The organism is Streptomyces sp. NPDC006544, assembly GCF_040611715.1.
In the GTDB taxonomy this organism is placed as follows: domain Bacteria; phylum Actinomycetota; class Actinomycetes; order Streptomycetales; family Streptomycetaceae; genus Streptomyces.
Window position 1 is genome coordinate 41391 of sequence record NZ_JBEXOV010000012.1, and the last position, 21581, is coordinate 62971.

Genomic DNA, 21581 nt, shown 5'->3' on the forward strand with positions numbered 1-21581 from the left:
CGTCACCGGCAGGGCCCGGTAAGGGCGCTTGTCCGCCGCGAGCTGGTGGTTCGTCATCGGAGCGCCTCCGCCCGCTCGTCTTCGCGCGGCGCGTAGTGGCGCAGGAAGAGCTCTTCGAGGGTCGGCGGGGTCGACGTCAGCGACCGCACGCCCGATGCGGCCAGCGACCGCAGTACGGCGTCCAGTTTGTCCGTGTCGGCCTGGAGGCGGACCTTCGCCCCCCGCACCTCCACGTCGTGGACGCCCGGCAGGTCCGCGAGGCCGCCCGGCGGACCGGCGAGCTCGGCGCTGATCGACGTACGCGTGAGGTGGCGGAGCTCGGCGAGGCTGCCGGTCTCCACCGTGCGGCCCTTGCGGACGATGCTGACGCGGTCGCACAGCGTCTCGACCTCGCTGAGGATGTGCGAGCTGAGCAGGAGGGTACGGCCGGCGGAGCGGGCCTCGGCGACGCAGCCCTGGAAGACCTCCTCCATCAGCGGGTCGAGGCCGGAGGTGGGCTCGTCGAGGACGAGCAGCTCGACGTCGGCGGCGAACGCTGCGACGAGGGCGACCTTCTGCCGGTTGCCCTTGGAGTACGTACGCCCCTTCTTGGTCGGGTCGAGTTCGAACCGCTCGATGAGCGCGTCGCGACGGGCCCGGTCGATGCGGCCGCCGCGCAAGCGCCCGTAGAGGTCGATGACCTCGCCGCCGGAGAGGTTGCGCCAGAGGGTGACGTCTCCGGGTACGTAGGCGACGCGGCGGTGCAGCTCCACGGCGTCGGCCCAGGGGTCGCCGCCGAGCAGTTCGGCGGTGCCGGAGTCGGCGCGCAGCAGGCCGAGCAGGACCCGGATGGCGGTGGACTTGCCGGCGCCGTTGGGGCCGAGGAAGCCGTGGACCTCGCCGGTGGCGACCGAGAGGTCGAGTCCGTCCAGTGCGTGGGTGCGGCCGAACGCCTTGTGGAGCCCGGCGACGCTGATTGCCTTCGTCATGCTTCCGAACGTACGCTTCTTTCACAAAATTGTGAAGCTTGGAAATCGAGTAAAGTCGGGAGGGTGGCAGACGATGTGAGCGAGACGAGCGGCGCGGGCAGCGCGAGCGGTACGGGCAGCGCGAGCGGTAGGGGCGGCCCGGCGGGGAAGATCGGCGACGCGGGGCGGACCGGCGGCGTACGGCGGGACGACGAGGCCGTCTCCCGCTTCGTGGAGCGGTTCGCCGCGCAGCTGACCGAGGCGGGGATGCAGCGGATGGCCGCGCGAGTGTTCGCGCAGTTGCTCGCGAGCGACGGCGGCGCGATGACCTCGGCGGAGCTGGGCGAGGCCCTGCGGATCAGCCCGGCGGCGGTCTCGGGGGCCGTGGCGTACCTGACCCAGGTCAACATGGTCAGCCGGGAACGCGAACCGGGCTCCCGGCGCGACCGCTACGTCCTGCACAACGAGCTCTGGTACGAGACCTTCACCCGCCGGGACCAGATCCTCGTCCTCTGGGAGAAGACCCTCCGCGACGGAGCGGCCACCCTCGGCACCGACTCTCCGGCCGGCGCCCGGATCGCCGAGACCGCGGCGTTCTTCGAGTTCATGCAGGAGGAACTGCTGGGCCTGATGGACCGCTGGCGCACCCACCGCGCAACGCTGGACCTCCCGGCCCCCTGACCTGCCCGGGCCTCCCCGGGCCTCCCCGGGTCCACCGCCCCGCCGCGTACCCGCCCGCGCCCCGGGGCCGTTCCTCACGAACGGCCCTCACCGGCACGGGCGACTCTCCCCGCTCCCCGACGCGCCTCACGGCCCACGCCCCGGCCGCCACCTCATCCAAACGGCCGCCGCCACAGCCTGCGCGCCCACCCCAGCTCCCGGGTGTGCGGCTCCCAAAGGACGGCTCCGCGCCCGGGAGCGCCCATGAGCCACACCGCCCGCTTCGCGGCCGGATCGCGATCGCCGTCCGGCTCTGCCGAGGAGGGCGGTCGGGCCGACTGCGGCACAGCCGGGTCGGTACGGAACCACGCGCGCGGCGTCAGGACTCGCCGCCCCAGCGGCCCGAGCGTCAGCACGAACCGCCCCTCGCGGCCGCCGTCGCCCTCGCCCTGGCCCTGGCCCTCGACCGGCCCGTCGCCTCCGCCCTCCCCGTCCCCGTCCCCGTCCCCGTCCCCGTTCACGATCCCGGTCCCGTTCTTGCGTCCGTCCTCGTCCTCGTCCGCCCCCGCTTCCGGGCCCGGGCCCGGGCCCAGAACGAGCAGGGGTGCCGGCCCGCGCCCCGCGAGCACCTCGGCCTCGTACCGGGTCCACCGTGCCCCTGGGGCACCCAGGACGCGGCGGACGCACCTGACTGCGTGGAGCTCACGGAGGGCGACGAGCACCGGAAGGGCCAGCAACCCGAACAGCACCACCTTCAGCGGCGCCGGACGGGTGACCAGTGCCCCGATGAACGCGGGCCAGCACAGCACCGGCAGCACGCCGATCAGCACGGCGTCCTGCCGCCAGTCGCTGAGCGCGTCCCGCACGCCCGCCTCGTCCGGCGGCCCGTCGGACGGGCCCGGGCCGCCGTTCCCACCGCAGGACGACCCCACTGGGGCGGGCCGCACCGACGCGACGGGCAGACCGGGCAGAACCTGCAGATCCAACGGGTCCGACGGGTCCGACGGGTCCGGCAGCTCGGGCAGACCGGGTGACTCCGCCGAGCCGTACCGACCAGACCGGCCGGGCAGACCATGGAGGTCCGGCGGGCCATGCAGGTCCGGTGGCCCAGGCGGACCACTCAGGTCCGGCAGACCCGGCAGACCCCGCCGATCAGACCCCCCGAGCCCGCCCGACCCGCCCGACCCGTCCGACCCGCCAGGCGGCCTCATCGCACGCTCCCCGGGTCGGCCCCGCGCTCCGCCCCAGGGGCCGCCCCGGACTCCGCCCCGCGGACCGCCACGGTCAGCCGCCCGCTCAGCGCTGCGGCGGGAGCGTCAGGCCCCACGCCGCCGGGCGCAGGGTCCACGTACGGCGGCGGACCGGGCCGGTGACGGCGGCATCGGCGCGGTAGCGAAAGTCCGAGCCGGACACCGTCACGGTCGTCGCCCGCACCCGCACCACCCGGTCGTCCCCGCCCGGGCTCCCGGCCGGTCCAACGCCCACGCCCACGCCGACTCCCACGACGCCAAAGCTCTCGGCCAGCCCCCCGCCGGAGGCGCCCGCACCCCCGGTCCCGACCAGACGGACCTGGACGTCCGCCAGCCCGTCGCCCTCCCGCGCCGTCACGGTGACGTCCTCCACCAGCCGGTCCACATCCGCGATGACCACCCCGTCCGCCTCGACCCGCAGCCGGTGACCGTCGCCCGCGAACCCGCCCGAGGACCGGGAGGCCGCAGAGGCCGCCCCCGGCGGCCGGACGAGGGTGCGGACCAGCGAGCGGTACGCGCTCCACACCGACGGCCCGGCCGGCCGCGGCACGGGCCGTACCGACGGGATGCCGATCCCGCCCAGCACCACCCCGTCGCTGTCGTCGACCAGCAGGTCCCGCATGCCGACGGTCCCGTCCAGGACCGCCCGCGCGGCCGAGACGGCCGAGAGCGGCACGCCCAGCTGGCTCGCGAGTCCGAGCGACCCCGGCGGCCCCACGGGAATCAGCGCGAGGGCCCCTTCGCCCAGCGCCCGCTCCCGGTGCAGCAGGCCGACCGCCCGGACGAGCGCCCGGTCGTCGCCCACGATCACCGGCCTGCGATGACCCCGGCGGGCGAGAGCCCGCGCAAACTCCTCCTGCGAGTCCGGGAGGCAGATCTTCGCCGTGGCTCCCGCTGACAGAACATCTTTCGCGATTCGCACCGACTCGCCGTCAAGACGGCGGGCGACCGGGTCGACGAGCACGAGCAGGCCGCCTACCGGCGCGCCCGCATGGCTCATGGTGGGCTCTGGAGCCGACACCTCGGTCCTTCCTCGGGTAGCATCTTTGTGCAAGAGGCCCTTGCGCTATTGCGCCAGGGCCTTCGTCTATTCCGGGGTACCGGTCCGACGGCTCAGCCTGCGGTGTACATCGTCGTACGCCCCCTGACCTTGGACATGCCCCATCCGGAAGAGGTGTACGCCTGTGCCCGCTCTTGTGCTGCTCGGAGCTCAGTGGGGTGACGAGGGCAAGGGAAAGGCCACCGACCTGCTCGGTGGATCCGTTGACTATGTAGTGCGCTACCAGGGTGGCAACAACGCCGGCCACACGGTCGTCGTGGGCGACCAGAAGTACGCACTGCACCTCCTCCCTTCCGGCATCCTGTCCCCCGGATGCACCCCGGTCATCGGCAACGGCGTCGTCGTCGACCCGGCCGTCCTGCTCTCCGAGCTGCGCGGCCTCAACGAGCGCGGCATCGACACCTCCAAGCTGCTCCTCAGCGGCAACGCGCACCTGATCACGCCGTACAACGTCACGCTCGACAAGGTCGGCGAGCGCTTCCTCGGCAAGCGCAAGATCGGTACGACCGGCCGCGGCATCGGACCGACCTACGCGGACAAGATCAACCGCATCGGCATCCGGGTCCAGGACCTGTACGACGAGTCGATCCTCACCCAGAAGGTCGAAGCGGCGCTGGAGGGCAAGAACCAGCTCCTCGCGAAGCTGTACAACCGCCGCGCGATCGACCCGTCGCAGATCGTCGAGGAGATGCTCCAGTACGCGGAGCAGATCAAGCCGTACGTCGCCGACACCACCCTCATCATCAACAAGGCGCTCGACCAGGACAAGGTCGTGCTCTTCGAGGGCGGTCAGGGCACCCTGCTCGACGTCGACCACGGCACGTACCCCTTCGTCACCTCCTCCAACCCGACCGCGGGCGGCGCCTGCACCGGTGCGGGCGTCGGTCCGACGAAGATCAGCCGCGTCATCGGCATCCTGAAGGCGTACACGACCCGTGTCGGCGCCGGCCCGTTCCCGACCGAGCTCTTCGACGCGGACGGCGAGGCGCTGCGCCGCATCGGCGGCGAGCGCGGCGTGACCACCGGCCGCGACCGCCGCTGCGGCTGGTTCGACGCCCCGATCGCGCGCTACGCGACCCGCGTCAACGGTCTGACGGACTTCTTCCTCACCAAGCTGGACGTGCTGACCGGCTGGGAGGAGATCCCGGTCTGCGTCGCGTACGAGATCGACGGCAAGCGCGTCGAGGAGCTCCCGTACTCGCAGTCGGACTTCCACCACGCGAAGCCGATCTACGAAAACCTCCCCGGCTGGTCCGAGGACATCACCAAGGCCAAGACCTTCGCGGACCTCCCGAAGAACGCCCAGGCGTACGTCAAGGCCCTCGAGGAGATGTCGGGCGCCCCGATCTCCGCGATCGGCGTCGGCCCCGGCCGCACCGAGACGATCGAGATCAACTCGTTCCTGTAGGACCCGGCCTCCGGGCAGAACGCGAACGAACGTGAAAGGGGCGGTGCGCCGGACGGCGCACCGCCCCTTCCGCCTGCCCGGTCTCTCCGCGGGAAAGAATTTTCCCGAACCCGTCACATCCGTGGTCCCCCGTCCGTCAGTGCTGCAAGACGCCGACGCGAAGGAGAACCACCATGACGGACACCAAGGTCTCGCGGATGCCCGACCCGACCGCGATCGTCCCCGAGCTGAACGACATCAGCGCCGCGCTCTTCCGGGCCACCGGCAACCGCTCCGTACCGCGCACCACCCTCGGGCTCGTCCACCTGCGGGCCGGGCAGATCGTCGGGAACACCTACCTGACCGTCCTGAACACGGCGACCCTGCGCAAGGCGGGAGAGTCCGAGGAGCGGATCACCTCCGTCTCGTCCTGGATGGACTCCCCCTTCTTCACCGACGCCGAGCGGGCCGCGCTCGCCCTGCTCGAAGCGACCTTGCAGCCCGCCCCGCACGGCGAGGAGCGCGTGTCCGACGCGCTGTACGCCGAGGTCGCCCGGCACTACGACGAGAAGGCCCTGACCACCCTCACCATCGCGATCGGCCAGATCAACTTCTTCATCGCCCTGGCCGTCATCGGCAAGCCGAGGCCGGTCACCTCGCTGGCCGACCAGCAGTGGGACTGACGGGCCGAGCCCCCCGGGGCCGGTCCGGGCCGGTCCGGGCCGTCCGGTCCGGGCCGGCGCCGCCCTCCGCCCCGTGCCACCCTCCATGCCGCGTCGCGCCGCCGGCCGCTACCAGGCCAGTTGCGCGATCTCCTCCGCCACCACCGCGCACGCGTCCGCCGCCGGGTCGATGAGCGGGAAGTGACCGGCCCCGTCCAGCAGCGTGAGGCCCACCGTCTCCCCCGCCTGCGCGGCGGCCGCCACGTACGCCTCGGACACCTCCTCCGGCACCACGATGTCGGTCCGCCCCTGGACCACCACCGTCGCGATGCCCGTCGGGAGCAGCGCCGCCGGATCCGCGTACGGACGCCGTTCCCCGAAGGTCTCCGCGCCCCCCAGCAGTTGCGCCGAAGCGCCCCCGCACACCCCCAGCTCCTCCGCGACCGTGAAGTCCGCGATGGGGGCCAGCGCCACCACGCCGCGCAGCGGTGGCGGGGCCGCCAGTCGCCAGCCGGACGGGGCGTCGTACGGCAGCACGTGCCGGGCGGCCGCCCACAGGGCGAGGTGGCCGCCGGCCGAGTGGCCGGTCAGGACCGTCCGGCGGGGGTCGGCCTGCGGGAGCGCGGAGGCGGCCAGCCGCGGCAGGGCGTCGAGCGCGGCGGCCACGTCGTCGAAGGTGTCCGGCCAGCGGCCGGCGACGGGTCCCTCGGCGTCCTGGTGGGGCAGCGAACTGCCCCGGCGGTACTCGACGCTGGCGACGGCGAAGCCCCGGCGGGCCAGGAAGTCCACGAAGGGGGTGATGTGCTGCCGGTCGTAGGGGGCGCGCCAGGCTCCCCCGTGCAGGACGACGACCAGCGGAGCGCCGTGCGCGGGGCCGGCGGTGGTCCCGTCGCGCGGGGCGTAGAAGTCGACGACCTGGTCGGGGTGTTCACCGTAGGCGGCCGTCGCGTCGGGAGCCACGGGCGGGTGGGAGAAGGCCGAGGCCGCCTCGGCGGCGTCCCGTTCGACCGCGGGGTCCGTCATCGGCTCAACCTCCGGTAACGCGTGGGACAGGGGGGACAGATGTTCCGGTGATCCGGCAGAGCGGGACCGTATCAGGCCGGAACACGCCCGTCCGTGGCGGCCCGAGGCGATACGCGCGCGGGCGGGGCCGTCGCCCCGCCCGCGCGGTGATGTGACGTTTCGCTACCGGTTCACCCGAAAATGTGACCCAACGTGCGGGCCGCCCGCTCCGCGTCGGCGAAACCGACGTACAGCGGGGTGAATCCGAAGCGCAGGATGTCGGGGGCGCGGAAGTCCCCGATCACACCGCGGGAGATGAGCTCGCGCATGACCCCCGACGCGTCCTGCGTGCGCAGCGAGACCTGGCTGGCACGGTGGCCGTGGTCGGTGGGCGTGACCACCTCGACAGCCCCCGCCGGGACGTACGCCGCCACGCAGTCGAGGAAGAAGTCCGTCAGCGCGAGCGACTTCGCCCGTACGGCTTCGACCGGGACCCCGTCCCAGGCGTCGAGGGCCGCGTCCAGGGCGAGCAGGGACAGGATGTCCGGAGTGCCGACCCGGCCCCTGGCCACGCCCTGCGCCGGCTCGTAGGAAGGGGTCATCGCGAACGGGTCCGCGTGGCCGTTCCAGCCGGGCAGGGGGGAGTCGAAGGCGGACTGGTGGCGGGCGGCGATGTACAGGTACGCGGGGGCGCCGGGGCCGCCGTTGAGGTACTTGTACGTGCAGCCCACCGCGAGGTCGACGCCGTGCGCGTCGAGGTCGACGGGCAGGGCCCCTGCCGTGTGGCACAGGTCCCAGACGATCACCGCGCCGGCCGCGTGGGCGGCCGCGGTGAGGGCGGGGAGGTCGTGCAGGCGGCCGGTGCGGTAGTCGGCGTGGTTGAGGAGGACCACGGCGGTGTCGGGCCCCATCGCCGCCGCCGCGGTGGCCGGGTCCACCGGGGTGACCGTGAGGCCGGTCATCCGGGCCGCCGACGCGGCGATGTACCCGTCGGTCGGGAAGGTGGCGGCGTCCACCAGCAGCCGGGTCCGGCCGGGCCCCGCCAGGCGGGCCGCGCCGACCAGGGCCTTGAAGAGGTTGACGCTGGTCGAATCGCCGACGACGACCTGTCCGGGAGCGGCGCCGACGAGCGGGGCCAGCCGGTCGCCGATCCGCTCGGGGGCCGTCCACCAGGGGGTCTCGCCCTCGCTCCAGGAGCGGATGAGCTGATGGCCCCACTGCTCCGTGACGACCTCCGCGACGCGTGCGGCGACCGTGGCCGGGAGCGCGCCGAGACTGTTGCCGTCCAGGTAGACGACGCCCTCGGGCAGCGTGAAGCGTGCGCGGAGCCCGGCCAGCTCGTCGGCGGCGTCCAGCTCCGCGGCACGCCGCGCCCGGACGTCGGACGCGAGGGCGTCGGACGCGAGGTCCCCGGACGTACGACCGTCGGACGTGGGGGTGTCAGACATGGCTGCGCGCCGTCCACAGTTCCGGGAAGACGTTCTTCGTCGCGCGCTTCTCGAGCCAGGCCACGCCGGCCGAGCCGCCGGTGCCCGTCTTCGCGCCCATCGCCCGGCGGGTGGCCACCAGGTGGTCGTTGCGCCAGCGCCAGACCAGTTCCGCGACGTCCGTCAGGACCTCGCCGAGGCGGTGCAGGTCCGTGTGGGCGTCCGGGTCCGCGTACAGGGAGGTCCAGACGGCCTCGACGTCCGGCGAGGGCTCGTAGCGCTGCGCGAGGTCGCGGTCCAGGACGGCCTGCGGGACCGCGAGGCCGCGGCGGGCCAGGAGGCGCAGGACCTCGTCGTAGAGGCTCGGCTCGTGGAGCGCCTTCTCCAGCTCCGCGTGGACGCGCGGCGCGCCGCGGTGCGGGACCAGCATGGAGGCGGACTTGTCGCCGAGCAGGAACTCCATCCGGCGGTACATCGCCGACTGGAAGCCGGAGCCCTCGCCGAGGGCGGAGCGGTAGGCGTTGAACTGGCCGGGGGTGAGCTGTGCGAGGGGCCGCCAGGAGGAGTTGAGGGCCTCCAGCTCGCGGAGGGAACGTTTCAGCGCATCCATCGCGACGGGCAGGGAGTCCTCGCGCAGCGCCTTCGCCGCGGTCTCCCACTCGTGGACGATGACCGTGAACCACAGCTCCATGACCTGGGTGGTGACCAGGAAGACCATCTCGCCGGGGTCGTCCGACCGCAGCTGCTGGAGGTGGGTGAGGACGTCCGCCTGGACGTAGTCCTCGTAGGGGGTCGTGCCGGCGAAGTCGAGGTTCGGGGTGTCCGAACCGCCGTCTCCGGAGGCATCAAGGGCGTGCGACATCGCTGTCTCCTCGATACGTGCTTCCGGGTAGCGGTCCGCTCCTTCCGGTGAGGTGAGTGGAGCTCCGGTCCCCTGTCCGCATCATAGGACCGACTTCCGGCAGGGCTTCAATAGTGAGTGGGGTACGTCACATTCCGCGAGCGGGCGGGTCCGGTCAGGGACCCGCCCGCCCGTCCGGGGGAACGCTTGCGCACGGCCCCCGGATCCGGGCCTACGGACCTCAGACCGCGAGGACGTCCGCGGCCGTCTCGGAGGAGTCGCGCAGGAAGGTCGAGCAGCGCTCGTACTCCTCCTTCTCCTCGATCGCGCCGGCCGCGCGGGCCAGGGCGTTCAGGGCGCGCAGGAATCCGCGGTTGGGCTCGTGCTCCCACGGCACCGGGCCGTGCCCCTTCCAGCCCGCGCGGCGCAGCGCGTCGAGGCCGCGGTGGTAGCCCGTGCGGGCGTACGCGTACGACTCGACCGTGCGGCCGGCGGCGAAGGCCTCGTCGGCGAGGAGCGCCCAGGCGAGGGAGGAGGTCGGGTGCGCGGCCGCGACCTCGACGGCGGGGGTCCCGGCGGCGATGGCCGCGCGGCCCGGCTCGTCGGGGAGGTGGGTGGGGGCGGGGCCCCCGAGCAGGTTCTGGTGAATGGACATGCCCACAGTCTGCGGGATCGGGACGCGGGACAGCGCGGCACGCGGCATGCGGGAAGGGCCCGGCCGCGCCGTCCGGGGACGGCGGGGCCAGGCCCTTCCTCACAGCTCACAGCTCAGGGCTCAGGGCTCAGGGCTCACGCCTCACGGCTCGAAGCCCGGGACATGAGGCCGCGGGCGACTACTTGAGCTTGGTGCCCGTGGAACGCAGGTTCGCGCAGGCCTCGGTGACGCGCGCGGCCATGCCGGCCTCGGCGGCCTTGCCCCACGTGCGGGGGTCGTACTTCGACTTGGTGCCGACCTCGCCGTCGACCTTCAGGACCGCGTCGTAGTTGCGGAACATGTGGTCCACGACCGGGCGGGTGAAGGCGTACTGGGTGTCGGTGTCGAGGTTCATCTTCACGACGCCGTTCTCCAGCGCGGTGGCGATCTCCTCGGCCGTGGAGCCCGAGCCGCCGTGGAAGACGAAGTCGAACGGCGAGGACTTGCCGTACTTCTCGCCGACGCCGGCCTGGAGGTCCTTGAGGAGCTCGGGGCGCAGGACGACGTTGCCCGGCTTGTAGACGCCGTGCACGTTGCCGAAGGAGGCGGCCAGCAGGTAGCGGCCCTTCTCACCCAGGCCCAGGGCCTCGGCGGTGCGCAGCGCGTCGTCGACGGTGGTGTACAGCTCGTCGTTGATCTCGTGGCTGACGCCGTCCTCCTCGCCGCCGGTCGGGGTGATCTCGACCTCGAGGATGATCTTCGCGGCGGCGGCCTTGGCGAGCAGCTCCTGGCCGATGGCCAGGTTGTCGGCCAGGGTTTCGGCGGAGCCGTCCCACATGTGCGACTGGAAGAGCGGGTTCAGACCGCGGGCCACGCGCTCGGCGGAGATGTCGAGCAGCGGGCGGACGTAGCCGTCCAGCTTGTCCTTGGGGCAGTGGTCCGTGTGCAGCGCGACGGTGATGTCGTACTTGGCGGCCACGATGTGCGCGAACTCGGCCAGGGCGGCGGCGCCGGTGACCATGTCCTTGTTGTACTGGCCACCCAGGAACTCCGCACCACCCGTGGAGATCTGGATGATGCCGTCGCTCTCGGCCTCCGCGAAGCCGCGCAGCGCAGCGTGCAGGGTCTGGGTCGAGGTCACGTTGATGGCCGGGTAGGCAAACTTGCCTGCCTTCGCCCGGTCGAGCATCTCGTTGTAGACCTCGGGGGTTGCGATGGGCATCTGTCCGCTCCTTGGATGTGCGGGGAGTGTGCTTATTGCTGGCCCTGACCTGGGTCGACGTTGCCGTCGTGGCCATCTTTCCAGACTCCCGGGCCCACTCCACCTCGGCGGCGGCGCAACAGCAGTGCGGCCGGGTGGAGTGTTTCACGTGAAACACTCCACCCGGCCGAAAAAGAGCAGGTCAGCGCCTTCTCTCGGACTCCCGGGACCTAAGTCGCCCGTCGTCCGAAGGAACGGACCGGCGTCTAGGAAAGGCCGAGATCGTCCAGCTGGTAGCCCGTGAGGTAGGGCAGGCCGGCCGCGGCGATGGCGTCGGCCGCACCGCGGTCCACGATCGTGGCGACGGCGACGACCTCGCCCCCGGCCTCGCGGACGGCCTCGACGGCGGTCAGCGGGGAGCCGCCGGTGGTAGAGGTGTCCTCGACCACCAGGCAGCGCTTGCCCTTCACGTCGGTGCCCTCGATGCGGCGCTGCATGCCGTGCGCCTTCTGCGCCTTGCGGACGACGAAGGCGTCCAGGCGCGCGCCGCGCGCGGCGGAGGCGTGCAGCATCGAGGTGGCGACCGGGTCGGCGCCCAGGGTCAGTCCGCCGACGCAGTCGAACTCCAGGTCGGCGGTGAGGTCGAGCATGACCTGCCCGACCAGCGGGGCCGCCTCGCCGTCCAGGGTGATCCGGCGGAGGTCGATGTAGTAGTCGGCCTCGCGGCCGGAGGAGAGGATCACCTTGCCGTGCACGACGGCCTTGTCCTTGATCTGCTGCAGAAGCTCATCGCGTACGTCACTCATGGGCATGAGCTTAATTGCGGGCTATCCGAGCCGCCGCCAGCTCCACGTCGTGGAGATCTCCAGCGGGTCCACCGGGGTCACCAGCTGCGGCAGGGTGTTCAGGCCGTTCGGCGGCCCGGACTGCGGCTCCACGCAGACGGCCTCGGCTTCCTCGTCGTAGACGACCACCCATTCGGAGCGGCTGGTGACCTTCAGCTCCAGCGCGTCGGGCCAGGTCAGGGTGACGTCGACCCCGTAGGGCATGCCGAAGCAGTCGTCCCACGGGCCGGGCCGGGGGTCGATGCGGTTGCCGGTGGGGAGGTGGTCCTCGCCCCGCTCCTCCTGCCAGCCCGCTGCGAAGTCGATGCGGACGTCGGCCCCGCCGGCGCCGAGGTTGCGCCGGAACCAGGGGTGCCAGCCGGCCTGCGCCGGGAAGGAGTCCTCGTACGTCTCGATCCCCAGGGTCAGGGTCAGCCCGTTCTCGCCGAGCTCGAAGAGCTGGGTGACCACGCCCTCGTACGGCCACGGGTCGGCGAGCCGGTAGGTGAACGCGGCCTCGGTGTCGGTGGCGCGGGCGAGTCGCCAGGCGGCGTCGCGGCCGAAGCCGTGGATGGCGTGCGGCGGCTGGTTCTGCGGGAGTTGGTGGAGGGTCGCCCCGTCCTGGAACTGCCCGTTCCTGGTGCGGCCGCACCAGGGAACCATCGGGAAGGAGCCGTAGTGGGCCCCCTGCCGCAGCAGTTCCGTCCCGTCGACGCGCAGACTGCTGATCCGGCAGCCGTTCTCCTGGTCGATGGTCACCTCGGCGCCGCCGGCGCGCAGTTGCGTACTCATGGCTTGACCTTAGTAGGCCCGGCGGGTCAGCGACGGCGGCGCAGGGCCCGGCCCAGGAGGACCGCCGAGGCCACGGCCACGGCGACGGCCGGGGCGAGCCAGCGGAGGTCGGCGTTCGCGACGGCGGAGGCGGGCGCGGGGACCGGGGCGTAGCGGCCGCGCGGGGGGGCGTGATCCACCTCCTCCGCGCTGCGGCCGATCATCGTGCGCCGGGCGTGCGCGGCCTCGGCGGGCGGGCGCGGCGGGCCCCCGAGGTCACCGAGCTCGGCCATGCCGTCGAAGGTGCCTTCCAGGAAGGGGTCCAGCGAGGGCGGCGGGACCTCGGTGTCGAACACGGACGCGGTGATCTCGGTGATCTCGCCGGCGTCGTCGGGCCCTTCGTCGTCCGGGTCCTCGGGCTCCTCCTCGGACTCGGACACGACGTCGCCGGTGATCGCGTCGCGCGCTGCCCGGTCGCCGGGCCGTTCGCCGTCGGACGGCCCGTCGGGCGCGCCGGCGGCCTCGTCGGCGCCACCGGCCTCATCGGCACCATCGGCCACGCCGGCACCGTCGGCCCTGCCGGCGGGCGGCCCGTCGTCGACCGCCAGTGCCGCGAGGTGCCCGGCGGCCCGGTCCAGGAGCCGGTGCGCGGTGGTGGCCGCGGCCTCGGGGGTGAAGCCGGCGGCGCGGCCGTCGGCGGCGCCCTCCCCGGTGAACTCCAGCCGGGTGCCGCCGTCCGCCTCGGCCAGCCGGAGCGCGAGGGTGAGCTTCACGCTGCCGCTGCCCCGCACCTCCGCGCCCTCCCCGTCGACCACGAAGTGGTCGGGGTCCCGCTCGGTGACGGACAGGGACCCCCGGTAGGTCACGGTGTGCCCGCCGACGCGCACCTTGAGCCGGCCGGACAGCGGCCCGGCGCCGGTCTCGGCGGCCTGCTGGAGCCCCGGCACGCAGCGCGCCACCCGGGCGGGGTCGCGCAGCACGGCGCGGACATCGGCGGCGGGGACCGGAACGAACACCTGATGCTCCATGCGGTCGAGCCTACCGATGCGGCCGCTTCCCGTCAGTGAGGCGGCGAAGCCGGGTCTAAGGGCTGTCGCGCAATCCCCGGTGGGTCAGCGCACGGCGTCAGATGCGGTGCATCGCAGGGCGGAGGAGCGCCCCCATATTGGGCGTATTCGGGCGTTCCGACAACGCGGCGAGGTGCCGTAGCTGGCGTCGTGCGCCCGCCGGGGATTGCGGGACAGTCCTTAGGAGTACCGCGGGTGCGGCAGGGTGGACGGCGGGAGGCCGGGGACCCGGGTGCGTTCCGCGTCGCGGGCGGCGTCGTCGAGGGACCGCGCGGAGAGCGAGCGCAGGGCGGGCGTGTCCCGGTCCACGCGCAGCGCGGGGACGCGCTCGCGGGCGGCGAGGACGAAGCCCCAGTCCTGCGGGGGCGCGGCCCCGGCGCCCGCGCCGAGCACCCGGTCGGGGCCCGCGGCGTAGCCGGAGAGACGTCCGCCCGTGCTGTAGGGGACGGTGCGCAGGCCGGCCGCGCGCAGGGTGGCCTCGACGGTCCAGAACGAACGGGCCCGGGTGGCCAGCGGTCCCGCGTGGACGGCGAGCCGTCCGCCGGGGCTCAGGGCCCGGCCGACGAGCCCGTAGAACTCCTGGGAGTACAGCTTGGTGCTGGGGGTGATCCCGGGGTCGGGCAGGTCGGAGACGATGACGTCGAAGCGGCGCCGGGCGGCGGGTCCGCGCAGCCAGCGGAAGGCGTCCTCGGTGACGACCCCGAGGCGCGGGTCCTCGTACGCCCGGCCGTTGAGCGCGGAGAGCATCGGGTCGGTGCGGGCGAGCCGGACGACTCCGGGGTCGAGCTCGATGACGGTGACGGAGGAGACGTCCCGGTAGCGCAGGATCTCCCGGGCGGCGAGGCCGTCGCCGCCGCCGAGGATCAGGACCCGGCCGTGCGGGCCGGTCATGGCGGGGTGGACGAGGGCCTCGTGGTAGCGGTACTCGTCGTAGCCGCTGACCCGCAGGCGGCCGTCGAGGAAGAACTCGAGGTCGCGCGGGGAGCCGGTCGCGGGGCCGGTCAGGACGAGCTCCTGGACGCCGGTCTGGACGGCGACCCGGACCTCGGCGCCGTAGACGGCGCGGCGGGCGACGCGTTCGAAGTCGTCGGCCAGGACGGTGGCGCAGCCGAGGACGACGAGGACGCAGATGTTGCCTGCGACGAGCAGCCGGCGGGCGCGCCGGCTCAGATCGCGGCGGAAGAGCCACAGGACGAGGCCGCCGCCCACGACGGCGTTGACGGTGCCGGTGAGCAGGGCTCCGGTGAGCTGGCCGAGGAGGGGCAGGAGCAGGAACGGGAAGGCGAGGCCGCCGACGAGGGCGCCGACGTAGTCGGCGGCGAACAGGTCGGCGACGGCGCCGCCCGCGTCCTGTCTGCGGATGCGCTGGATGAGGACCATCAGGAGCGGGATCTCCGCGCCGATGAGCACGCCGATGGCGAAGGAGAAGGCGACGAGCGCGGGCCGGGACTCCCCGAGCCAGGCGAAGGTCGCGTAGAGCGCCATGGCGGAGAGCCCGCCGAGGAGCGCCAGAGCCGACTCGATGGCGGCGAACCCGAAGGCCGGGCGGTCGCGCAGCGCCTTGGCGAGCAGGGAGCCGACGCCCATGGCGAAGACCATGACGGACAGCACGACCGACGCCTGGGTGACGGAGTCACCGATGAGGTACGAGCCGAGGGCGAGCAGCTCCAATTCGTACACGAGCCCGCAGGCCGCGCAGATGAACACGGTGGCCAGGACGAGGAGCCGGCCGGTCCGCGGCCGTACGGGCAGGGCGGCGGGGAGGCGGCCCGCACCGCGCGGTTCCGGAGCCGGGAGCACCCCGCGCGGGGCGGAACGGTCGATCATGCAGCGAACCGTACGTTATCGCCCGCTCGCATCCAGTCACCCACATGGGTGTAAGTGGCGTACTGGTTAGGGCAGTTGGCGTAACGGCTCGGCAGCGCGGCCTAGATGAGCGCCGGCGACCCGCCGGCGGAGGCTCCGGTGGGAGCTCCGGCAGGAACTCGGGCGGGAACCCCCGCTCGGGCGCCGGCCCGGCCCTCGGGGCCGCCGGGGTCCGCCGCGCCGCCGGGGTCCGCCGCGCCGCCGATCGCGGCCGCGCCCGCGCTCGCCGCCCCCGCCTGGCCCGCCGGGCCCATGCGTACGCCGACGCGGGTGCGGGTGGCCACCAGCTGCCCTTCCTGCGGGTAGGCGTGCCAGGTCCGCCACCGCACCTGGCCCTCGTAGCGCTGCGCGAGCATGGCGGTGAAGGCGTGCGGGCTGCCCGGGAAGGTCCCGGCGAGCCCGTTCGGGTGATCCGCGACCAGCGCGAGCAGTTCCTGTGCCCGCCCGGCGAAGGAGCCGCGCGAGAGGGTCTCGACCCGCGCGGCGAACTCGTACTCCCAGTCGCCGACCCGTTTGGCCACGCCCAGCGGCAGCGGTGTGCTGCTCCCGGGCATACAGGCGACGGTCTCCGAACAGAGCACGTCACCCTCTTCCAGGAGCACCTGATGAGAGGCCCCCAGCAGGCGCAACTCAACTTTGGCGCCCGCCAGTTCGAGATTCAGTACGGCCAGGGCGGGCAGCCGCTCCCTCCCCAGGGCCCAGGCGAGGTCGGCGGCACGCGTGTCGGTATAGGTGGTCTGGAGGGTCGTGAGCATGAGTCGGCTCCGCAAACACGCGAGGGAGATGGGCCGGGGCCCGCCAGCGGTGGTCAACGGGTGGGGGACACCGGCACGGGTCCACAGGAAGTCCCGGGAGGTCCGGGGACTGGTCTACTCAACCGAGGGAATCATGAAAGGCACGGCACTCACAGCGTTTTTACCCAACTTGACGGGGTTTACATCCCCTCGGGGGCTACCCGGTTCACGTGTTCAACCACATGCCGCCCGTACGCCGTAATACGCGGTGGGAACGCCCGAACAAGAAGACGCCCGAGGGAAGTTGTCCCCGCCGGGCGCCTCACGTACACGCAACCGCGCTGCCCCGTGTCAGCTCGAACCGCATCCTCCGCCGCCGCCGCACGAGGAGGACGAACCGCACGAGGAGGAAGAGCCGCAGGAGGAGGAAGAGCCGCAGGAGGACCCCCCATCACCGCCGCCGGCCCACCAGCCGCCGCCACCGCCGCTGTCCCCGCCGCTGCCGCTGCCGCCGCCCCCGCCGCCGGTCTTGACCACCGTCAGGACGATCGCCACGACGACGGCCACAAAGATCACTGCTCCGAGAACCATCTCCTCGACCCCCTCTTCGCCCCCGGTCCGCCGGGGTGCGGGAGCTGGATGTCCCGCGTGCAGGGGGAATGCCCGGAGCACGCGCGGCCCAAAGCACACTTGAGCAAGTCCAGAGCTTCCGCGCAGGATGGCGGCCATGAGCGCTCCCGTGACCGCACCCGCAAGCAGCAACGGCCCCGACCGCCCCTTCCTGAACCGCCGCCTGGCGGCCTTCGGCACGACGATCTTCGCGGAGATGTCGGCGCTGGCCACCGCCACCGGATCGATCAACCTCGGCCAGGGCTTCCCCGACACCGACGGCCCCGCCGAGATCGCGGAAGCCGCGGTCCGCGCGATCCGCGACGGCAGGGGCAACCAGTACCCGCCGGGCCCCGGCGTCCCCGAACTGCGCCACGCGATCGCCGCCCACCAGCAGCGCTTCTACGGCCTGACCTACGACCCGGACACCGAGGTCCTCGTCACCGCGGGCGCCACCGAGGCCATCGCGGCCTCCCTCCTGGCCCTCCTGGAGCCCGGCGACGAGGTCATCGCCCTGGAGCCGTACTACGACTCGTACGCCGCCTGCATCGCGATGGCCGGCGCCGTCCGCGTCCCGCTCACCCTGCGGGCGCCCGGTTTCCGCCTCGACGTGGACGCGCTGCGCGCCGCGGTGACCCCGCGGACCCGGCTGCTGCTCCTCAACACCCCGCACAACCCGACGGGCACCGTGCTCACGTCCGCGGAGCTGGCCGCGATCGCGGAGCTGGCCGTCTCCCGCGACCTGCTGGTCATCACGGACGAGGTGTACGAGCACCTGGTCTTCGAGGGCACCCACACCCCGCTGGCGGCCCTGCCGGGCATGCGGGAGCGCACGGTCACGATCTCCTCCGCCGGCAAGACCTTCTCCTTCACGGGCTGGAAGGTCGGCTGGCTGACGGGGACGCCGGAGCTGGTCACGGCGGTCCGCTCGGCGAAGCAGTTCCTGACGTACGTGTCCTCGGGGCCCTTCCAGTACGCGATCGCGGAGGCGCTGGCCCTGCCGGACGCGTACTACGACGGCTTCCGCGCCGACCTGCAACGCAAGCGCGACCTGCTCGGCGACGGGCTGCGCGCGGCCGGGTTCGAGGTCTACCAGCCCCAGGGCACGTACTTCATCACGACCGACATCACACCCCTCGGCGAGAAGGACGCCTACGCCTTCTGCCGTGACCTCCCCGAACGCTGCGGTGTCGTCGCCATCCCCAACTCCGTCTTCTACGACGACCCCGACGCCGGCCGCAGCCAGGTCCGCTTCGCCTTCTGCAAGCGGACGGTTGTGTTGGAAGAGGCGGTTGAGCGCCTCGGTCGGCTGGCTCACTGAGCGCGAGCCAGATGGACGTGCAGGCACAGGGCCCGGCCTTTCAGCCGGGGCCCGTGCTGTACGGGAACTACGAGCTACTCGGTGTCCTTGGGGTGCCGCGTGGATGCGTAGACCAGGATGACGGTCAACGTCTCGGGGCTGACCAGGTAGCGCACGCGGCCGCCACTCGTAACCTCGAACTCCCATTGCTCCAGCGCCGAGCCCTTCCACTCCTTGGTGGCGAGCCTCCCGCGTAGCTGGTGCTGACGGTTCCAGTTGTCACGCGACAGCGGGTCGGCGCGCAACGCCTCCAGGCATCTGTGGGCGCTGGGCAGCGCCACGCGACACAGCTCCTCCCAGCCGGTCACCGCCTCCGTGGCCCCGAAGACCACGTTCCAGCCGCTCAGGGGTGGAACACTGACACGATCGCCCTTCTTGGGGCTCACCCGCTCACCTCGACCGGCCCCAGGTCATCCCCGCCGAGCGGACGCAGAGCTTCCTTGAGCTGCTCCGGATCAGCGTTGATACGAGCCGTCGCCCTCCAGGACACCAGCGCACGGTGCACGGCCTCCCGGGCACCCAGCTCTGCCGCATCCGAAAGCGCTTCCAGGAGCTCCACGGTGAACGCGCGCATCTCTTCGTCGTCCAGGTGCCGCACCCACGGGAAGACCTCGGGCAGGGCCAGCAGAAGCGACCGGGCCCCGTCATCGTGCTTCATGAGCGCGAGGAAGAGCCGTGACGCCGTCGTGAGGTTCTCCTCGGTGCGTTCCGCATGCCGCGCGGTCGTCAGCACCATGTCGGGTGCGTCCCGATGTGTGACGCGCAGAGCACCGAGGGCAGCGGCCCGGGCGGCTACGGCCTTCGGGTTTCTCGACAGATCCGTGAACGAAACCGACTCGGGCTCGGCTCCCAGGTAAGCAAGGCTCATACTCAGACTGTACTCAGATCGTGGTCTGATTTCCAGTGCTGAGTGAATGCTCCGAGGACGCTCAAACCAGCCTCAGCATGTCGACGGGGAGGCACCTGGATGGTCGTCTGGGTCGGCGGGACCTTCATCGCGGCGCCGGAACGTGCTAGGGGTGCCTGGGACAGCCGAGGACGGCCCGCATGAAATTCGCCCGACCCCTCCGCGCGCTCCTTGCCGTGTCACGCTGCCGCCGAAGATCCGTGACCGAGCCCGCGGTTCCGGGCCCGCGCCCGCCCGCCCCCGCGCGGCCGGGCCGCCCCCGGGGCCCCGCCCTCGTAGTGTTCCTCCGTACGCACGCCACACGAGGGAAGTCGGGATACATGGCCACCGTGTCGAGCGGCACGCCGGGCGGCGCGACAGGCGACACCGCCGGCCGGACGCCGGACAGCAGCACGGCGGGCGGCACCGGCGGCACGCCGGAGGCCGCCCCGGACGGCATACGGTCCCCTCGCGGGCCGGCCCCGGGCGCCCTCGTCGCGCTCGGCGTGTTCGCCGCCGTGCGCGGGCTCGGGGTGCTCGTGGTCGCCGCCCTGGCCTGGTGGACCGGGCGGAGCCCCGTGCGGCTGCTCGGGGAGTCCTGGGACTCGGTCTGGTACCTGCGGATCGCCGAGTACGGCTACGGGCGGACGCAGATGTACCCCGGCATCGGCTCCCTGCAGAGCGATTCCGCCTTCTTCCCGCTCTACCCCGTCCTCATCCGCTGCGCCTCCGCCGTCCTGCCGGGCCCCCTGGCCGCGGCGGCCCTCGTCGTCGCCTGGACCGCCGCGGGCGCCGCGGCCGTCGGGGTGTACCGGGTCGGGGAACGGCTCCTGGGAGCGCGCGGCGGGGTGCTGCTCGTCGCGCTGTGGGCCGTGCTGCCGCACGCGCTCATGCTGACCCTCGCCTATACCGAGGCCCTGCTGGCCGCCTTCGCCGCCTGGGCCCTGTACGCCCTGCTGCGCGGCCGCTGGGGCTGGGCCGCCGGGCTGGCCGTGCTCGCCGGGCTGACCCGGCCCACCGGGATCGCGGTGGCCGCCGCGGTCGTGGCGGCCGCCGCGTACGAGATCTGGCGGCGGCGGGGCCGCGTGTCCGCGGGGGTGTGGGCCGCCGCGCTGGCCGCGCCCGCGGGCTGGGCCTCGTACGTCCTGCTCGTCGGCGTCCGCCGCGGCGATCCGCTCGGCGGCTACTTCGCCGTCCAGAGCGGCTGGGGCTCGCGCTTCGACTTCGGCGCGGCGGCGCTGCGCTCCGCCCGGCACGCGCTGACCGCGGACGTCGAGCTGGCCACCACGGCGACCGTGGTCCTGCTGGCGGCAGCGCTGGTGCTCGCCGGACTGCTCGCGGCGGACCGGACCGTGCCGTTGCCCCTGCTCGTGTACACCGGCGTACTCCTGGCGATGACGTACGGCGGGGCGGGCTTCTTCGAGTCGAAGCCGCGCTTCCTGCTGCCCGCGTTCCCGCTGCTGCTGCCACTGGCGGCCGTCATGGCGAGAGCCCGGCCGCGCACCGCCGTCGTGGTGACCGTGGTGCTGGCCGGGCTCTCGTACGGGTACGGGCCGTACCTGCTGCTCGGAACCGGGGTGGCGCCGTAGACCCCGTGTCTCCACGGGGAAGGGCGGCGCCGCGGCGCCGTGAGGGCGGCGCCGCAGTGCCGTGAGGGCGGAGCGGGACCTAGTTGGTCTCGCCGTCGCCGCCGTTCTCGCCGTCCTCGTCCTTGCCGGCGGAGTCGACGTCCGCCTCGAGGCCGAGCTGCTCGACGAGCCACTTGTCGAACTCGATCGACGCGCGGACCCAGCTGACCGTGGAGGACACGAAGTGCTCCAGGTTGACGCCGGTGCCGATCAGCATCTGCGCCTCGCCGATCAGGCGGACGGAACCGTCGTCGTGCGTGTGGCTGTAGACCTTCGGCCACAGCGTGCGGCGGTTCCAGTCGTCGATCGACTCGAGGAGCTGCGGCTTCTCGTCGATCTTGTGCGGGCGGTCGTAGAAGGTCCGCACGGAGAAGACCTGCTGCTCGTCCTCACCGCGGAACATGAAGTACGTGCGGAATTCCTCCCACGGCGCCGCGAGGTCGCCCTCGTCGTCGACGACGTACTTGAGCTCCATCTGCTCCAGGAGCTGCTTGACCAGATCCTGGTCGGGGACGACGGGGCCCGCCGGTCCTGTGGCCTGCGGGTCGGGCTGCTGCCCCCCGAAGTTCGGAATCGAGGCCGGGTCGATGCTCACCGTGTACTTCCCTTCGTGCGGATGCGGCCATCCTCCCCCATCGTGCCCACCCCGTGTCCACCCCCGCAGGGGCGATCCGCTCCGGGCGGACAGGAGTAGGGGCCCGGTAAGCGGGCCGGATGGCCGCGCGAGGGCCGGTTCGGGGGTGCCGGCGCCCTCCTCGGGAGCCG

20 protein-coding genes and 1 pseudogene are annotated in these 21581 nt (G+C 73.0%); 5 read left to right on the plus strand and 16 right to left on the minus strand.

Features of this window, described 5'->3' with window-relative positions; genetic code table 11:
- Positions 1-53: 53 nt before the first annotated feature.
- Positions 54-968 (minus strand): ABC transporter ATP-binding protein, encoded by a 915-nt coding sequence (locus ABZY44_RS08525; protein ID WP_356651297.1) that lies wholly within the window; start codon positions 966-968, stop codon positions 54-56.
- Between the two features lie 150 nt (positions 969-1118).
- Between ABZY44_RS08525 and ABZY44_RS08530 the strand changes: the two genes are divergently transcribed.
- On the plus strand, positions 1119-1628 hold the full coding sequence (locus ABZY44_RS08530; protein ID WP_356651441.1) for a MarR family transcriptional regulator: 510 nt from the start codon (positions 1119-1121) through the stop codon (positions 1626-1628).
- Positions 1629-1780: 152 nt separating this feature from the next.
- Here ABZY44_RS08530 and ABZY44_RS08535 read toward each other — a convergent pair whose 3' ends face one another.
- The gene (locus tag ABZY44_RS08535; protein WP_356651299.1) at positions 1781-2473 is read right to left on the minus strand and encodes a hypothetical protein; all 693 of its coding nucleotides are present in this window, start codon (positions 2471-2473) and stop codon (positions 1781-1783) included.
- 430 nt (positions 2474-2903) lie between these two features.
- The gene (locus ABZY44_RS08540) at positions 2904-3857 is read right to left on the minus strand and encodes a diacylglycerol kinase (RefSeq protein ID WP_356651443.1); all 954 of its coding nucleotides are present in this window, start codon (positions 3855-3857) and stop codon (positions 2904-2906) included.
- A 184-nt stretch (positions 3858-4041) separates the two neighbouring features.
- Here ABZY44_RS08540 and ABZY44_RS08545 point away from each other — a divergent pair, with 184 nt between their 5' ends.
- A complete protein-coding gene (locus ABZY44_RS08545; RefSeq protein ID WP_356651301.1) occupies positions 4042-5325 on the plus strand; it encodes an adenylosuccinate synthase in 1284 nt (427 codons plus the stop codon).
- A 173-nt stretch (positions 5326-5498) separates the two neighbouring features.
- A complete protein-coding gene (locus tag ABZY44_RS08550; protein ID WP_356651303.1) occupies positions 5499-5987 on the plus strand; it encodes a carboxymuconolactone decarboxylase family protein in 489 nt (162 codons plus the stop codon).
- 108 nt (positions 5988-6095) lie between these two features.
- Here ABZY44_RS08550 and ABZY44_RS08555 read toward each other — a convergent pair whose 3' ends face one another.
- The 10 genes and pseudogenes from ABZY44_RS08555 to ABZY44_RS08600 form a co-directional block, all read right to left on the minus strand.
- A complete protein-coding gene (locus ABZY44_RS08555) occupies positions 6096-6989 on the minus strand; it encodes an alpha/beta hydrolase (RefSeq protein ID WP_356651305.1) in 894 nt (297 codons plus the stop codon).
- Positions 6990-7159: 170 nt separating this feature from the next.
- Complete coding sequence (gene kynU / locus ABZY44_RS08560; RefSeq protein ID WP_356651307.1) at positions 7160-8416, minus strand: kynureninase; 1257 nt, start codon at positions 8414-8416, stop codon at positions 7160-7162.
- Positions 8409-9257, minus strand: coding sequence for a tryptophan 2,3-dioxygenase family protein (locus ABZY44_RS08565; protein ID WP_356651309.1), 849 nt, complete (start codon positions 9255-9257; stop codon positions 8409-8411). Before ABZY44_RS08565 ends, kynU begins: the two co-directional genes overlap by 8 nt.
- 220 nt (positions 9258-9477) lie before the next feature.
- Positions 9478-9891 carry a DUF3151 domain-containing protein gene (locus ABZY44_RS08570; protein WP_356651311.1) on the minus strand — a complete coding sequence of 138 codons (414 nt, stop codon included), beginning with the start codon at positions 9889-9891 and terminating at the stop codon, positions 9478-9480.
- 178 nt (positions 9892-10069) lie between these two features.
- Positions 10070-11092: a class II fructose-bisphosphate aldolase gene (gene fbaA / locus ABZY44_RS08575; protein ID WP_215031220.1), complete on the minus strand. Its 1023-nt coding sequence runs from the start codon at positions 11090-11092 to the stop codon at positions 10070-10072.
- 245 nt (positions 11093-11337) lie between these two features.
- Positions 11338-11877, minus strand: coding sequence for an orotate phosphoribosyltransferase (pyrE, locus tag ABZY44_RS08580; RefSeq protein ID WP_215031217.1), 540 nt, complete (start codon positions 11875-11877; stop codon positions 11338-11340).
- A gap of 21 nt (positions 11878-11898) precedes the next feature.
- Positions 11899-12687, minus strand: a complete 789-nt coding sequence (locus ABZY44_RS08585) for an aldose 1-epimerase (RefSeq protein ID WP_356651313.1) — start codon at positions 12685-12687, stop codon at positions 11899-11901.
- 26 nt (positions 12688-12713) lie between these two features.
- Positions 12714-13694 carry an SRPBCC domain-containing protein gene (locus ABZY44_RS08590; RefSeq protein WP_356651315.1) on the minus strand — a complete coding sequence of 327 codons (981 nt, stop codon included), beginning with the start codon at positions 13692-13694 and terminating at the stop codon, positions 12714-12716.
- 219 nt (positions 13695-13913) lie between these two features.
- Positions 13914-15560 (minus strand): polyamine aminopropyltransferase, encoded by a 1647-nt coding sequence (locus ABZY44_RS08595; protein ID WP_356651317.1) that lies wholly within the window; start codon positions 15558-15560, stop codon positions 13914-13916.
- A 290-nt stretch (positions 15561-15850) separates the two neighbouring features.
- A pseudogene (locus ABZY44_RS08600) lies at positions 15851-16354 on the minus strand (DUF2617 family protein); the annotation flags it as partial.
- Positions 16355-17060: 706 nt separating this feature from the next.
- Between ABZY44_RS08600 and ABZY44_RS08605 the strand changes: the two are divergent.
- Positions 17061-18263 carry a pyridoxal phosphate-dependent aminotransferase gene (locus tag ABZY44_RS08605; RefSeq protein WP_356651319.1) on the plus strand — a complete coding sequence of 401 codons (1203 nt, stop codon included), beginning with the start codon at positions 17061-17063 and terminating at the stop codon, positions 18261-18263.
- A 74-nt stretch (positions 18264-18337) separates the two neighbouring features.
- Here the strand turns inward: ABZY44_RS08605 and ABZY44_RS08610 are convergent, their stop codons facing one another.
- Together ABZY44_RS08610 and ABZY44_RS08615 are read right to left on the minus strand one after the other, a co-directional pair.
- A complete protein-coding gene (locus tag ABZY44_RS08610; protein WP_356651321.1) occupies positions 18338-18688 on the minus strand; it encodes a hypothetical protein in 351 nt (116 codons plus the stop codon).
- Positions 18685-19038: a prevent-host-death family protein gene (locus tag ABZY44_RS08615; RefSeq protein ID WP_356651323.1), complete on the minus strand. Its 354-nt coding sequence runs from the start codon at positions 19036-19038 to the stop codon at positions 18685-18687. Before ABZY44_RS08615 ends, ABZY44_RS08610 begins: the two co-directional genes overlap by 4 nt.
- A gap of 491 nt (positions 19039-19529) precedes the next feature.
- Between ABZY44_RS08615 and ABZY44_RS08620 the strand changes: the two genes are divergently transcribed.
- On the plus strand, positions 19530-20777 hold the full coding sequence (locus ABZY44_RS08620; RefSeq protein WP_356651325.1) for a hypothetical protein: 1248 nt from the start codon (positions 19530-19532) through the stop codon (positions 20775-20777).
- Positions 20778-20856: 79 nt separating this feature from the next.
- On the opposite strand, the gene ABZY44_RS08625 is transcribed toward ABZY44_RS08620, so the two are convergent.
- Positions 20857-21411 (minus strand): YbjN domain-containing protein, encoded by a 555-nt coding sequence (locus ABZY44_RS08625; protein ID WP_356651327.1) that lies wholly within the window; start codon positions 21409-21411, stop codon positions 20857-20859.
- Between the last annotated feature and the right edge of the window lie 170 nt (positions 21412-21581).